The sequence below is a fragment of the Pseudomonas bohemica genome (genome assembly GCF_002934685.1).
GTDB lineage: Bacteria > Pseudomonadota > Gammaproteobacteria > Pseudomonadales > Pseudomonadaceae > Aquipseudomonas > Aquipseudomonas bohemica.
The window spans coordinates 66,195-80,124 of record NZ_NKHL01000101.1; the positions used below are offsets into that span (position 1 = coordinate 66,195).

Below are 13,930 nucleotides of genomic sequence, written 5' to 3' on the forward strand. Positions count from 1 at the left end.
GTGCTTTTCAAATAGCCCGCCGAAGGCGAAACGCTTCTGTCGTTAGGCAGAATTAAGTCAGCGCCTGCCAGATAGTGGGTCTATATGCAGCGCCGATGCCAAAGCCATCACCCATCAGCGCCTGTTAAAAAGGTGCCGCACACTCAAACCGCATCCGCTCCCCGCTCCCCGGATGGGTAAACGCCAACATACTCGCATGCAAACACAACCGCGGGTAAGCCGCCAGCGCCTCAGGATGCGCATACAACCCATCCCCCAACAACGGATGCCCGATCGACAACATATGTACCCGCAACTGATGCGATCGACCGGTAATGGGCGTCAGCTCGACGCGGCAATACGTGTCATAACGCTCCAGCACCTTCCAGAACGTCAGCGCATGCTTGCCGAACTCATGATCGACCACATGCCGAGGTTTGGTCGGCGGGTCATACCGCAGAGGTAGATCGATACTCCCGCTGTCCAGCGTCGGTTGACCCCACGCCAGCGCGGTATAGGCTTTTTCGGTTTCCCGATCATGAAACTGCCGGGACAACTCCCGATGGGTATCGGCATCACGAGCCAGCAAGATGATCCCCGACGTTTCCCAGTCCAGGCGGTGGACGATACGCGCTTCGGGATAGCCGTTTTCCTGCAGGCGGGTGATCAGACAGTCCTTGTTGTCATCGGCCCGACCGGGTACCGAGAGCAGCAGGGTAGGCTTGTTCACCACCAGGATGGCGTCGTCCTGATGGAGAATATGAACGTTGGACAGCGGCATCGAACAGCCTCGTAGCTAAAACGGCCTGAGAGTCAGCACTCCCAGTGCAAAACGGCTTCGTAACAAACGCCAACGGCGGCTCGCTTACCCAGATCCCGCGAAAGGATCAGGGCAACCGAGCCGCCGTGGCGACTACCTTCTCGATCAACGATCAGGCAGGGTGATATTGAGTTCCAGAATCGAGCAGCTGCCGTCGTTTTCCAACGCGACATGCACGTCATCGTTGCCGATATTGACGTATTTGCGGATCACTTCGACCAGTTCCTTCTGCAAGGCTGGCAAGTAATCCGGGGTGCTGCGTTGGCCGCGTTCGTGCGCCACGATGATCTGTAGACGCTCTTTCGCTACCGACGCGGTGCTTGGCTTTTTGTTGGCACGAAAGAAGTCAAAAATACTCATTAATTACCCCCGAACAGACGTTCGAAAAATCCTTTTTTCTGTACGTCCAGGAAGCGGTGCTCGCGGTCTTTGCCCAACAGGCGGTCGACGGCATCGCTGTACGCCTGGCCGGCGTCGCTCTGGTCGTCGAGAATGACCGGCACGCCCTGGTTGGAAGCCTTGAGCACAGCCTGGGATTCAGGAATCACGCCCAGCAGGGTCACGGCAAGGATTTCCTTGACGTCTTCAACGCCCAGCATCTCGCCCTTGCTCACGCGCTCGGGGTTGTAGCGGGTCAGCAGCAGGTGTTCCTTGATCGGATCTTCGTTACGCTCGGCGCGACGGGACTTGCTGGCCAGGAGGCCCAGCATGCGGTCCGAGTCACGAACCGACGACACTTCAGGGTTGGTCACGACGATCGCTTCGTCGGCGAAATACATCGCCAGGTGCGCGCCTGTTTCGATACCGGCAGGCGAGTCGCAGACAATGTACTCGAAGGATTCCTTGAGTTCCATCAGGACTTTTTCCACGCCGTCCTTGGTCAGCGCTTCCTTGTCGCGGGTCTGGCTGGCGGCAAGTACGTACAGGCCTTCGATCTTCTTGTCTTTGATCAGGGCCTGCTGCAGGTTGGCTTCGCCGTTGACCACGTTGACGAAGTCGTACACCACGCGGCGTTCGCAACCCATGATCAGGTCGAGGTTACGCAGACCGACGTCGAAGTCGACGATGACTGTTTTGTGGCCGCGCAGAGCGAGGCCGGTACCGATAGCGGCGCTGGTGGTGGTCTTGCCCACACCACCCTTGCCGGATGTAACCACGAGAATCTTGGCCAAGGTGTAAAACCCCTAAAAGTAGGACGGCTAGCTTCGTCCGCAAAGTGGCTGCGCTCGGTCATGCTGCGTTAAAAGCAGGCTCGCAATGCTCATTTAGGGGCCTAAACTCCGCTTGCTCGCCTGCCTTTGCCCTGCCTGCCCCTTCGCTCGCCGACTTTTCGAACGAACCTAGTCCCTGTTATAGCCCCACATGACGCAGCGTTGGTTCGTGCAATGGTGAAGGCAAGCGTCTTGCGAGGCTCATGTTTCGAGAAAACAAATGAATTTCCCGGATTTCCTTTCCCTTTGCATCGTTTTCGCGACGAATCAGAGTGGCTTTGAAAATGGCGCAGTATCCGTTAAAGACGGGTGATGTTCAACACGTCGCCGGACAGACTGACTTGTACCCCGGCCCCCCATAGAGGATCTCTGCGCAAGTCTTCGGAAACCTTGTATTGCCCGGCGATGGAGATCAGTTCGGCCACCATCTGCTGGCAGAAGATCCGGGCCTTGGTATCGCCCTTGATGCCCGCCAGTGCCCGGCCCCGCATCGGACCATACACATGGATGTTCCCATCAGCGAGAAGTTCCGCGCCGGGGCTGACCGAAGAAATCACCACCAGGTCCGAACCCTGGGCGTAAATCTGCTGACCGCCGCGCACGGGAGCCGTGATTATCTTGGTCGGCTTGATCAAAGGCTGCGGCGGTTTCTCGATCACTTCGGGCTTTTTCTTCACTTCGCCTTCCGTCGGATCGAGCGGTCTTTCGCGCGCACCGGAGGGTGGCAAGACCGGCAGGTCGATAGCGATGGCGGCGGCGATGTCTTCGATGCGGTTGGCGCGAATGGCCAGGGTCCGCAGACCGTGCTGGCGGCAGATGCGCATCATCGCTGGCAGATCGATCGCGCCTTCGTTGGGCGGCAGCTTGTCCAGCGCCAGTACCAGCGGGGTGTTGCTGAAAAAATTCGGGGCCTGGGCGACTTTGGCCGCCAATTGACGATCCAGCGCTTCGAGGTTGTTGCGGGCCAGTTCCAGCACAGTGATGGCCAGCATGCTGCCCTTTAACTGGAACACGGGTTCCTTGTCTTGCAATTCGATTTGGCTCATGTCGGCATACAGCGGCTTGTCGCTAAAAGTGCCGAGACTTATAACGAGAACGCCCGCGAGTCGCAAGGGAGCCGCATCCGACGAAGCGTCACGAATCACGCCGAACCGATGTAGAATGCCCGCCTTTGCCCTGACGGAAGCTGTAATGGAACGCCCGCGTTTTCGAGCTCAATTTCTTCATCCGCGCTTCTGGCCGCTGTGGCTGGGGCTGGGTTTGCTCTGGCTGGTGGTGCAGTTGCCGTTCCGTGCGCTGGTGGTCATCGGCCGCGCCCTTGGCGGGATCATGTACTACTTTGCCACCGACCGCCGGATCATCGCCGCGCGCAATCTGGAACTGTGCTTCCCGCAATATTCGAAGGCTGAGCGCAAACGCCTGCTCAAGGAAAACTTCGCCTCGACCGGTATCGCCTTTTTCGAGATGGCGATGAGCTGGTGGTGGAGCAAGCCACGTCTGGCCCGGCTGGCCCACATCGAAGGCCTGCAGCACCTCAAGCAGCCGCACATCGAAGGGCAGGGCGTGATCCTGATGGCGCTGCACTTCACCACGCTGGAGATCGGGGCCGCATTGCTCGGTCAGCAGCACACCATCGACGGCATGTATCGCGAACACAAGAACCCGTTGTTCGATTACGTTCAGCGCCGTGGCCGCGAGCGGCATAACCTGGATTCCATCGCTGTCGAGCGCGAAGACGTGCGCGGCATGATCAAGCAACTGCGCAAGGGCCGCGCGATCTGGTACGCGCCCGATCAGGACTACGGCGCCAAGCAGAGCCTCTTCGTGCCCCTGTTCGGGATTCAGGCCGCCACCGTGCCGGCCACCAGCAAGTTCGCCAAGCTAGGCCACGCCTTGGTGGTGCCGTTCACTCAGGAGCGTCTGGCCGATGGCAGCGGTTACAAACTGGTGATCCACCCACCGCTGACCGATTTTCCCGGCGAAAGCGACGAGGCCGATTGCGTGCGCATCAATCAGTGGGTGGAGCGGGCAGTGACCGCGTGCCCCGAGCAGTACTTGTGGGCACACCGGCGGTTCAAAAGCAGACCGCCGGGTGAACCGAGGCTGTATAAAAAGCGTGGCTGAAGATCACGCCGTCAGCTTGTCATCCCGAAAATCGCGCAGCGCCTGTTCGATTTCCTCACGGCTGTTCATCACGAACGGGCCGTATTGCACGATCGGTTCGCCCAGTGGTTTGCCCGCGATCAGCAAGACTTTGGCGCCAGTGGCTGTACTCAGTTGCAACTCGCCGTTTTCCGACAACCGTGCCAGACGACTCTTGCCGAGTTTCTGGCCTTGTCCGGCAATCCCCACTTCGCCTTCGTACACATACAACAGCACGCGATGGCCTTCCGGTACGTTCGGGCTGATGTTCGTGCCAGCCGGCATATGCAAATCGAAATACTGCGGCTCGGTGTCCGGACGCTGCACGGCGCCTGCCTGTTGCACCTGACCATCATCGAATTGTCCGGCGATCACGATCACCTCCACGCCGTTCTGCGTGGTCACACGGGGAATGCGCTCGGGCTGGATATCGTCGTAACCGGCGTCGCCCATCTTCGATTTGCCCGGCAGGTTCAGCCACAGTTGGAAGCCGCGCATCACGCCTTCTTCCTGTTCCGGCATTTCACTGTGGATCACGCCACGGGCCGCGGTCATCCATTGCACGCCGCCACCCTGCAGCAGGCCGACGTTGCCCATGTGGTCCTCGTGACGCATGCGGCCTTCGAGCATGTAGGTTACGGTTTCGAAGCCGCGGTGCGGGTGCGCTGGGAAACCGGCGATGTAGTCGTCAGGTTTGTCCGAGCCGAATTCGTCGAGCATCAGGAAGGGATCGAACAGTTCGACACCTGCGCCACCGAAGACCCGCGTCAGCCTGACGCCCGCGCCATCCGAGGTCGGTTGTCCGGCCTGGATCTGCAGTACTTTGCGTAATTGAGTCATGAGGCTCACTCCAGAAGAGGGTGGGAATGGCGCCTATGGTATGCCTGTTGACGCGATGGATGGGTGAGGTTTTTGCAGGGGATTGATCGGGTTGTTAGATGGGTCTGGTATCCCATTGCAGGAGCGCGCTTGCCCGCGATAGCGTCGTGTCAGTGCGCAAATGAGTCGCAGACCGATCGCGTTCGCGGGCAAGCGCGCCCCTACAAGGACGGCGGCGTTATTCCTGAATCTGCAACTTGCGCGCCTCGGTGTACACGTACCGCACCTTCTCGTATTCGAACGGCGAGTTCATCGACCCGTAACGGAAACTGGTGGTGTAGCGACGGTCGATCGCGCGCAGCAGGTACAGCTCCGGATGGTCTTCGCTAACCTGCGCAACGTTCAGGAAGTTGATCTGCGATTCTGCGGAAAAGTCGAATACCAGACCGCCTGTGTCACGGAAGTTCGACGGACCGAGGATCGGCAGCACGAAGTACGGCCCGGCAGGCACGCCATAGAAACCCAGCGTCTGACCGAAGTCTTCGCTCTGTTTGGGCAGGCCCATCATGGTGGCCGGATCCCAAAGCCCGGCGATGCCCAGCGTGGTGTTGATGATCAGGCGTCCAGTCGTCTCCATCGAGCGCTTGCCCTTGAACTGCAGCAGGCTGTTCAGCAGGTTGGGCACATCGCCCAGGTTGCTGAAGAAGTTGCTGACGCCGGTGCGCACGAAGCTTGGGGTGACATATTTATAGCCGTTGACCACCGGCAGAAAGACCCACTCATCGAAGCGATAGTTGAAGTGGTAGACCCGGCGGTTCCACGACTCAAGCGGGTCGTAGACATTGAGGGCGTTGAGCGACGAGCGCTCGAACTCCTGAGCGTCCAGGCCGGGGTTGAATTTCAGCGACTTCAAAGGCTCGGTGAAGCCATCGGGGTTGTCGACTCGCTGCACGGGAGCTGCCTGGGAAACGATCGGCGCATCGGCCGCGTGCACAGCACCTGCGCAAAGCAGGGCGGCGATAAGCAATAGACGTTTAGCCACGGAAAAACTCCAGCATGGCGTCGCTGTTGACGCGATAGTTCATGTTGCCGCAATGACCGCCGTAAGGATAAACGGTCAGGCGATCGCCAAAGGTCTTGCGCAGGAATCCGAGGTCACCGGGGCCCAGGATCACGTCGTCGGCGTTGTGCATGACCGAGATCTTCTTGCTGGTGGTCAGGTAATCCTTGAGCGCATACAGACTGACCTGATCGACCAGTTGCAGCAGGCTGCCGCCGTCGGTGCGCGCGCGCCACATCGGAATGACCTGTTCGGTGACGTAGCAGTCGAAGTCGCACTGCAGCGCCCGCTTGAGGAACGGCGTCAGGCTGGTGCCTTCGCTGATCGGCGTCTTCGGCGGGGTGATCAGGCCGCGACGGTTGATCAGGTCGGAGGTGAAGGCGATGTCGGCGGCGGAGAAGCGGAAAGAGGTGCCGATCAGCATCGCCATTTGTTCGTTGGACAGATGCTGCTTGGACTGCTGGAAGTCGTACAACAGCGCATCATTGAGGTCGATATAGCCTTTTTCGCGGAAGTAGCGCGTCAGTTTCTGCAGCACCAGTTCATAGAAGGTGGTGCTGTTGGTGATGCCCTTCACGTCGGTCTGGACCAGTTTGTCCAGGTTGGAGATCGAAGTGTAGAGGTTCACCGGGGGGTTGATCAGCAGCACTTTCTTGAAGTTGAAGCTGCGGCGGGTCTCGTCCAGCTTGCTGACGAACGCCGCATCGAGCGCGCCGAGGCTGTAACCGGTCAGGTAATACTCGGTGACCTGCAATTTGTTCTGCTGGGCACGCACGGCCTGCATCACGCGATAGAGGTCTTCGGCATCTTCGGTTGTGACACCCGGGGTCGCGAAACGTGAAGCCGCGCTCATGAAGTCGTAGCTGGTCGGCGATGACAGCTGTACGACGTTATACCCTGCTCCGTAATACAGGCGCTTGAGATATTCGTTGAGGGTGCTGTTGTAAGGTGCGCCGGTGCCTGCGATCAGGAAGATCAGCGGTGCCGGGTGGTCTTGCTTGGCCAGGCGATAATGCAGTTTTTTCACGGCCCAGAAGTTGTCCGGGAGGGTGAATTCGCGATCGGGACGCAGAGTCAGGCTGTAGTCGCCCTGATCGATGTCCGCATCGTCCGGGACATTTGCGCGCAAATCGGGCGGCGTCGTGGCGATGGTCGCTTCGAACGGGTTAGTCAGAGGGAAGCCATAGCTGGACGGATCGATATCGACCGCCATCACGGACGCACTCAAGAACAGGCCGCCTGAAAGGGCGGCGAGGCGTAGAAAACGAAGCATGACTAAATCCCTTGGGAAAGAAGTGCTGTTGAGATACGCAGGCTATGACACAGGGGGAGTGCTAAAAGTGCCGTAGTGGCATTTTGCATTAATACTGCGCTACCCGGTACAAATCCTAGGCGACAATACACGTTCTGGCTCTGCCAGCGCGTGTGCTTGTGCTTTTAATGTGTTGTGGTTCTTGTCCGGGGCTGACTACGGATATGCTGTGCGTCGTTTTTCTCAACTGGAGAGTTCCGTGTCGCGTCGCGTGCCATTGGCTTTAATGATTGCTGTACTGATCCTGTGGCTCGCCCTGAGTTATGGCGTGAGGTACGGGCTGATGGAAGACGTGCGGTGGGTGGGCGCCTGCTCCGATGATGCGCTGAAATGGCAATGCGTCGTGCGTTCGAATCTGGGGTTGCTGATTCACTTTGGCGTGTTTGGCTGGGGCGCGCTGGTGACGTCGTTGATTGCGTTCTTCGTGCCACGCACGATTGGGCGGGTGTTGGCGGGGATTGGCTTGCTGCTGGGCCTGCTGGCGTTGGTGCTTTATACGGCAAATCTGGCGGTGTTCGCGGTGGTGATCGCGGGGTTGCGGCTGGTGCGGTCTCGCTGACTGGTGAACAGCCGTGCTGCTGGATGAAAGCGATTGTGATTTTCCAGACCCCAGACAGCATAAAGGGGAGCCGAAGCTCCCCTTTAAATCGTTGCACGTGCTCTTTTCTTATTGTTTTAGGGCGGTCTATTGTTGTTTTTGGCAACCGTACCCTTCACAGCGTTCTTCAGTGATCCCCATCCGGGATACAAGAGCAAACGTATTTTTTTGAGCGCTTATCTGCTTCGATCCTATGCCTGTGGCGAGGATCCAACCCGTTCTGGACGCTGCCTGATGGCAGTTTTATTGTTCTCTGTCGGGCTGTGAGGCCAGGGCCTCTGTAAAGCACATCTACTCCAAAAAAATCTGTTGGCTGCGTCTCTGTGCCGTTGTTCTTGTTATGTCAGAGCCGATTCATCTTATTTTTATTGGGTTTTCACATTTTATTCTTGTTATACAGGAGATATAGCAGGGTGCGTGCCAACTTTTTAAAAGCCTTTGAAATCAATTGGTTGAAAGAATCACGCATTTCTATAAGTCCGCAGCGGAGCCTATTCTGTTTCCGTGTTACCCGCATTCTGTTCTGGAATGCTGTCAGCGGTAACACAATGTGTTTCGCGCAGCGTCACGCCGGGCTGCGCTCTGGTTAGGGGGTTGTTACGTGCTGTGCGGCAAGTGAAGGCGAACTGAGTCGCCAACTGCGCCACAGCGCCAGTGCCATCAGCACGCTAACCGCGGCCCATGCCAGGGCCTGGGGGTTATTCAGACCTTCGCGAAACAGCTGTGGAGCGGTTCCGGCACCGACGATGGACGCCAGCAGCGCGATCTCGCGGCGGGGTGCGTCGACGGGCCTGAGCCAATAGAAGAGGGCAGGCCACCACAACGTTGGCGTGGCGAAACTGCGGTAACGCGGGTCAAACACCATCGCCAGCATCATCACCGCCGCCGCGAACCCCGCCGCACTCAGCCACCAACCCGCACGAGAATCGAACCAGACGAACGCCCGGTCGCGCCATCCGCGCCTGTCCGAAAGCACCAACGCCGCATGGGCCAATACCAGCAGATTCAGCACCACCAATGCCCCAGCCCAGACATATTCACCGGCAAAACGGCTGGTCACCCGCGCCAGTTCACCCCAGGTACCGATGCAGCAACCGCTGAAGACGCTGAGTAACGGCAGGATGAAAGCATTACGCGCTTGGGTAACAGGCCCAGCCACGGCCAATGTGAGCAGGCTGATCAGACCGCTCACCGCCAGCCACAACGGCCAGTACGGCAGGTTCGACACCGGGCCGGCCAGCACCCCTTTCTCCTGGCGATCGGCATCGAACAGCCCCCAATAGCCGCCCACCGCGCCTTCGGCTTCACGTTTCCAGGGTTGGTCGAATGCTTCGATAAGGTTGTAGTGCCAGCCGTTCTGCTCGGCCATGGCGACGAAACTGCGAATGAACTCCGCCTCATTGACTCGGCTCGGCAGGGCAGTTTCACGTTGACGTCCCTCGCTGGGCCAGCCGGTTTCTCCGATCAGAATGTCCTTGGGCGCGAACGTGTTACCGAAGGTCTGACGGATCTGTGCAACATGGGCCAGCGCGTCGTCGATGCCCTTGGGATCGTCCTCCCAATAGGGCAGCAGATGGATCGTCAGAAAGTCCACCGCAGGCGCGACTTCCGGGTATTGCAGCCAATACTCCCAGACATCGGCGTAAGTCACTGGCTGTTTCACCTGGGCCTTCACCTGACGAATCAGTTTCGCCAGTTGCGCGCCTGTTACCTCTTTACGTAACAGGGTCTCGTTACCCACGATCACAGCGCTGACAACGTCCGGGTAAGCGTTGGCTGCCTTGATCAGCGCATCGACCTCCCTGGCCGTGTCCACCGGGTTGGCGTTGACCCACGCACCGAGCATCAGCTTCAGGCCATGCTTGCGCGCCAGTTCCGGAATTGCTTCAAGGCCGGTCATCGAATAAGTGCGAATGCAGTCGAAACGCGTCGCCAGCAGCGCCAGGTCGGCATCCATCCGCGCCGGGCGCAAGGTGAAGGGCTGATCGAAGGGCGACTGGTCTTTATCGAACGGCGTGTAGGACGCGCATTGCAGCTTGTGGGTCGGCGTCGCGGCGTCGGGTAACACGACCGGTTTGCCAAGGCCATACCAATAGCCGCACAAGGCGACCAGGGCAAGCAGACAGGAGAACAGATAAAGGACGAAAGGCGAGCGGGAGGTGGCAGCCATGATCGAGCCAAAGTGGGCAGACGGCCCGCATCTTAGCATCGGGCCGCACCGCACTGTATGAGCGCGCGCGATGGCGTCATCTCGGCAGACACTTTCGTGACGCAAGTACCGCTATTTCGCGGGCAAGCGCGCTCCTGCAGATGCGCGTCAAACGTTGCATTTTCATCGACATGCAATTTTCGGACGGATCGTGCCCCTTTTTACGACCTGGTTGTCGTTGATGGCGCAGTGATGTCGTTTCCCGCTGCCTGAGTGTCGCTGACAGGAAAGGCAAGAGGTCGGCAGGGGTTGATGATCGGTTCGTCAACGCAGCGAGTGCGCCTGCGCAGGCGAGTGGTTGAAGCGTGAAAGTCGCACGGTGCGCCAAATGCGGGCGCGGGCCGCGGGCTTAAAAAAACGTTAACGATACCCGACCGCCGTCGGGTGCAGGACTACCGGGGAAGTAACGATGAAAATGCGAAATATCCTGGGTGCGGGTGCCGCTCTGGCACTTGCCATCAGTTCCACGCTGGCCCTTGCCGACGCCAAACCCGAGCTGAGCATCGGTTATGTGGATGGCTGGTCCGACAGCGTTGCGACCACCAACGTGGCCGCTGAAGTGATCAAGGAAAAACTGGGCTACCCCGTGAAACTGCAGGCGGTTGCCGCCGGGATCATGTGGCAGGGCGTTGCCACCGGCAAGCTGGACATGATGCTGTCCGCCTGGTTGCCCGTGACCCACGGCGAATATTGGGAGAAGAACAAGGATAAGGTCACCGACTACGGTCCTAACTTCAAGGACGCCAAAATCGGCCTGATCGTGCCTGATTATGTGAAAGCCAACTCGATCACCGATCTGAAAACCGACGATTCCTTCAAGAAGAAAATCGTCGGGATCGATGCCGGTTCAGGTGTGATGATCAAGACCGACCAAGCCATCAAGGACTACGGTCTGGACGGCTACAAACTTCAGGCGAGCTCCGGCGCGGGCATGATCGCCGAGCTGACTCGTGCGCAGAACAAGAAAGAATCCATTGCCGTGACCGGCTGGGTGCCGCACTGGATGTTCGCCAAATGGAAACTGAAATTCCTGGAAGACCCGAAAGGTGTTTACGGTGCAGCTGAAACCGTGGACAACGTCGGCAGCCTGGAGCTGGCCAAGAAAGCCCCGGACGTGGTCGACTTCCTGAAGAAATTCCAATGGACCAGCAAGGACGAAATCGGCGAAGTCATGCTCGCCATCCAGGACGGCGCCAAACCCGAAGCCGCCGCCAAGGATTGGGTCGCCAAGCACCCGGATCGCGTCAAGGAGTGGACCGGTAAATAAGCTGCAACAAGGACTCAATCTTCAAAAAAACCGCCTGGTGAGCAATTGCCAGGCGGTTTTTTGTTGGCTGACAGACCGCTTCTGTCAGCAAGCCGATTGCCACAGGCCTTTGGCCAGAAGCAGATCGCGGTGTTAACGCGCTTGTTCGGCCAAACATGCCTGCGCTTTTACTTCTGTTAATAAAAGCGCAGTCCCGCGCAGATCAACTAATGTCGTTCTAATACTAAGGTCGTCTGGAGTGCGCTCCAGACCGGGCTAAAGTGCGAGACGTGACATCCATCTGTGCTGCGAGGACAAAAACAATGAACGACAGCATTTACCTCTCGATCCAGGACAGCCCCCGTTTCAAGGAGCTGGTCTCGAAAAGGGAACGATTCGCCTGGATTCTCTCGGCGATCATGCTTGGGCTGTATGCCGCATTCATCCTTCTGATTGCGTATGGGCCTCAGATTCTGGGCGCCAAACTCAGCGCCACATCATCCATCACGTGGGGCATGCCCATCGGCGTAGGTCTGATCCTTTCCGCGTTCGTGCTGACCGCCATCTATGTTCGTCGTGCAAACGGCGAGTTCGATGAGCTGAACAACGCGATCCTGAAGGAGGCTCAACAATGATCCGGCGCCTGCTTGCAACCCTGGGCCTTGCGGCCTTCGCACCGACACTCTGGGCGGCGGACGCCCTGACGGGCGCTGTGCAAAAACAACCGCTCAACGTCGCCGCGATCGTCATGTTCGTGGTCTTCGTCGGTTTCACCCTGTGTGTGACCTATTGGGCGGCCAAGAAAAACAAATCGGCAGCAGACTACTACGCCGCTGGCGGCAAGATCACCGGTTTCCAGAACGGTCTTGCCATCGCCGGTGACTACATGTCGGCAGCGTCCTTCCTGGGTATCTCGGCCCTGGTGTATGCCTCCGGTTACGACGGCCTGATCTACTCGATCGGCTTCCTTGTCGGCTGGCCGATCATCCTGTTCCTGATCGCCGAACGCCTGCGCAATCTGGGTAAATACACCTTCGCTGATGTGGCCTCCTACCGCCTGAAGCAGAAGGAAATACGCACCTTGTCTGCCTGCGGTTCGCTGGTAGTGGTGGCGTTCTACCTGATCGCGCAAATGGTCGGCGCCGGTAAGCTCATCCAGTTGCTGTTCGGCCTGGATTACAGCGTTGCGGTGGTGCTGGTCGGCATCCTGATGTGTCTCTACGTATTGTTCGGCGGCATGCTGGCGACCACGTGGGTGCAGATCATCAAGGCCGTGCTGTTGTTGTCCGGCGCGACGTTCATGGCCTTCATGGTCATGAAGCATGTCAACTTCGACTTCAACGTGTTGTTCTCGGAAGCAGTGAAGGTTCACCCCAAAGGCGAAGCCATCATGAGCCCGGGCGGTCTGGTGAAAGATCCGATCTCGGCGTTCTCCCTGGGCCTGGCGCTGATGTTCGGTACTGCTGGCTTGCCGCACATTCTGATGCGCTTCTTCACCGTGAGCGATGCCAAGGAAGCGCGTAAATCGGTTCTGTATGCGACCGGCTTCATCGGCTACTTCTACATCCTGACCTTCATCATCGGCTTCGGCGCGATCCTGCTGGTCAGCACCAACCCAGCGTTCAAGGATGCAGCGGGCGCTCTGTTGGGCGGTAACAACATGGCGGCAGTGCACCTGGCCAATGCGGTCGGTGGCAGCCTGTTCCTGGGCTTCATCTCGGCGGTGGCGTTCGCGACCATTCTGGCAGTGGTTGCCGGTCTGACCCTGGCCGGTGCTTCGGCGGTGTCTCACGACCTGTACGCCAGCGTGATCAAAGCCGGTAAAGCCAACGAAAAAGATGAAATCCGCGTGTCGAAGGTCACCACGATTGCGCTGGCGATCGTGGCGATCCTGCTGGGTATCGCCTTCGAAAGTCAGAACATCGCGTTTATGGTCGGCCTGGCGTTCTCCATCGCGGCGAGCTGTAACTTCCCAGTGTTGTTGCTCTCGATGTACTGGAAGAATCTGACGACCCGTGGGGCGATGATCGGTGGCTGGATGGGGTTGATCAGTGCGGTAGTGCTGATGATTCTCGGGCCGACTATCTGGGTGCAGATCCTGCATCATGAGAAAGCGATCTTCCCGTACGAGTATCCGGCGTTCTTCTCGATCATCATTGCTTTCGTCGGGATCTGGTTCTTCTCGGTGACTGACAAGTCGAAAGCGGCCGAGGGGGAGCGTGCGTTGTTCTTCCCGCAGTTTGTGCGTTCGCAGACTGGATTGGGGGCCAGCGGTGCGGTTTCGCATTGATCTGAGTTAGTGGCTTGAAGCGAGAACGCCCCGGTCGAGTCGGGGCGTTTTTGTGTCATGGGCAAATCCCGAGGCGTCGCAGAACCTTGTGAGAGAAGTCGGAGGTTACGACGGCCGCGAGCGCGGTGGACCCATTAGAGATAAGTTGCCTGAGACTCTGCATTCGCCACTGTCGTAACCTCCAAAAGCACCTACAGGTACAGCGCTGACGTTAAAAATTCTGTACCGCACCTGCTCTGGGTGC

At 58.5% G+C, this 13,930-nt stretch carries 13 protein-coding genes; 5 read left to right on the top strand and 8 right to left on the bottom strand.

Annotated features, from left to right (window positions below; all coding sequences use genetic code 11):
• Window positions 1–124: 124 nt before the first annotated feature.
• The 4 genes from CE491_RS10345 to minC all read right to left on the bottom strand — a co-directional run bounded on the left by CE491_RS10345 (window position 125) and on the right by minC (window position 3,056).
• Complete coding sequence (locus CE491_RS10345) at window positions 125–760, bottom strand: RluA family pseudouridine synthase (RefSeq protein ID WP_110948261.1); 636 nt, start codon at window positions 758–760, stop codon at window positions 125–127.
• 144 nt (window positions 761–904) lie between these two features.
• A complete protein-coding gene (gene minE, locus CE491_RS10350) occupies window positions 905–1,159 on the bottom strand; it encodes a cell division topological specificity factor MinE (RefSeq protein ID WP_037013831.1) in 255 nt (84 codons plus the stop codon).
• A complete protein-coding gene (minD, locus tag CE491_RS10355) occupies window positions 1,159–1,971 on the bottom strand; it encodes a septum site-determining protein MinD (RefSeq protein WP_081565987.1) in 813 nt (270 codons plus the stop codon). The genes minE and minD overlap by 1 nt, the downstream gene beginning before the upstream one ends.
• Before the next feature lie 338 nt (window positions 1,972–2,309).
• The gene (minC, locus tag CE491_RS10360; RefSeq protein WP_110948262.1) at window positions 2,310–3,056 is read right to left on the bottom strand and encodes a septum site-determining protein MinC; all 747 of its coding nucleotides are present in this window, start codon (window positions 3,054–3,056) and stop codon (window positions 2,310–2,312) included.
• Between the two features lie 145 nt (window positions 3,057–3,201).
• Here minC and CE491_RS10365 point away from each other — a divergent pair, with 145 nt between their 5' ends.
• On the top strand, window positions 3,202–4,134 hold the full coding sequence (locus CE491_RS10365; RefSeq protein WP_110948263.1) for a lipid A biosynthesis lauroyl acyltransferase: 933 nt from the start codon (window positions 3,202–3,204) through the stop codon (window positions 4,132–4,134).
• Between the two features lie 3 nt (window positions 4,135–4,137).
• Here CE491_RS10365 and CE491_RS10370 read toward each other — a convergent pair whose 3' ends face one another.
• The 3 genes from CE491_RS10370 to CE491_RS10380 all read right to left on the bottom strand — a co-directional run bounded on the left by CE491_RS10370 (window position 4,138) and on the right by CE491_RS10380 (window position 7,304).
• Window positions 4,138–4,992, bottom strand: a complete 855-nt coding sequence (locus CE491_RS10370; RefSeq protein ID WP_110948264.1) for a pirin family protein — start codon at window positions 4,990–4,992, stop codon at window positions 4,138–4,140.
• A 217-nt stretch (window positions 4,993–5,209) separates the two neighbouring features.
• Window positions 5,210–6,013 carry an MlaA family lipoprotein gene (locus CE491_RS10375; protein WP_110948265.1) on the bottom strand — a complete coding sequence of 268 codons (804 nt, stop codon included), beginning with the start codon at window positions 6,011–6,013 and terminating at the stop codon, window positions 5,210–5,212.
• On the bottom strand, window positions 6,006–7,304 hold the full coding sequence (locus CE491_RS10380) for a serine/threonine protein kinase (RefSeq protein WP_110948266.1): 1,299 nt from the start codon (window positions 7,302–7,304) through the stop codon (window positions 6,006–6,008). The genes CE491_RS10375 and CE491_RS10380 overlap by 8 nt, the downstream gene beginning before the upstream one ends.
• Before the next feature lie 238 nt (window positions 7,305–7,542).
• Between CE491_RS10380 and CE491_RS10385 the strand changes: the two genes are divergently transcribed.
• The gene (locus CE491_RS10385; RefSeq protein ID WP_110948267.1) at window positions 7,543–7,902 is read left to right on the top strand and encodes a hypothetical protein; all 360 of its coding nucleotides are present in this window, start codon (window positions 7,543–7,545) and stop codon (window positions 7,900–7,902) included.
• A gap of 625 nt (window positions 7,903–8,527) precedes the next feature.
• On the opposite strand, the gene CE491_RS10390 is transcribed toward CE491_RS10385, so the two are convergent.
• A complete protein-coding gene (locus CE491_RS10390) occupies window positions 8,528–10,111 on the bottom strand; it encodes a glycoside hydrolase family 17 protein (RefSeq protein WP_110948268.1) in 1,584 nt (527 codons plus the stop codon).
• A gap of 448 nt (window positions 10,112–10,559) precedes the next feature.
• Here CE491_RS10390 and CE491_RS10395 point away from each other — a divergent pair, with 448 nt between their 5' ends.
• The 3 genes from CE491_RS10395 (at window position 10,560) to CE491_RS10405 (ending at window position 13,686) form a co-directional block, all read left to right on the top strand.
• Window positions 10,560–11,417, top strand: a complete 858-nt coding sequence (locus tag CE491_RS10395; protein ID WP_110948269.1) for a glycine betaine ABC transporter substrate-binding protein — start codon at window positions 10,560–10,562, stop codon at window positions 11,415–11,417.
• Window positions 11,418–11,719: 302 nt separating this feature from the next.
• On the top strand, window positions 11,720–12,031 hold the full coding sequence (locus CE491_RS10400) for a DUF485 domain-containing protein (protein WP_110948270.1): 312 nt from the start codon (window positions 11,720–11,722) through the stop codon (window positions 12,029–12,031).
• Window positions 12,028–13,686: a cation acetate symporter gene (locus CE491_RS10405; protein ID WP_110948271.1), complete on the top strand. Its 1,659-nt coding sequence runs from the start codon at window positions 12,028–12,030 to the stop codon at window positions 13,684–13,686. Before CE491_RS10400 ends, CE491_RS10405 begins: the two co-directional genes overlap by 4 nt.
• Window positions 13,687–13,930 lie beyond the last annotated feature (244 nt).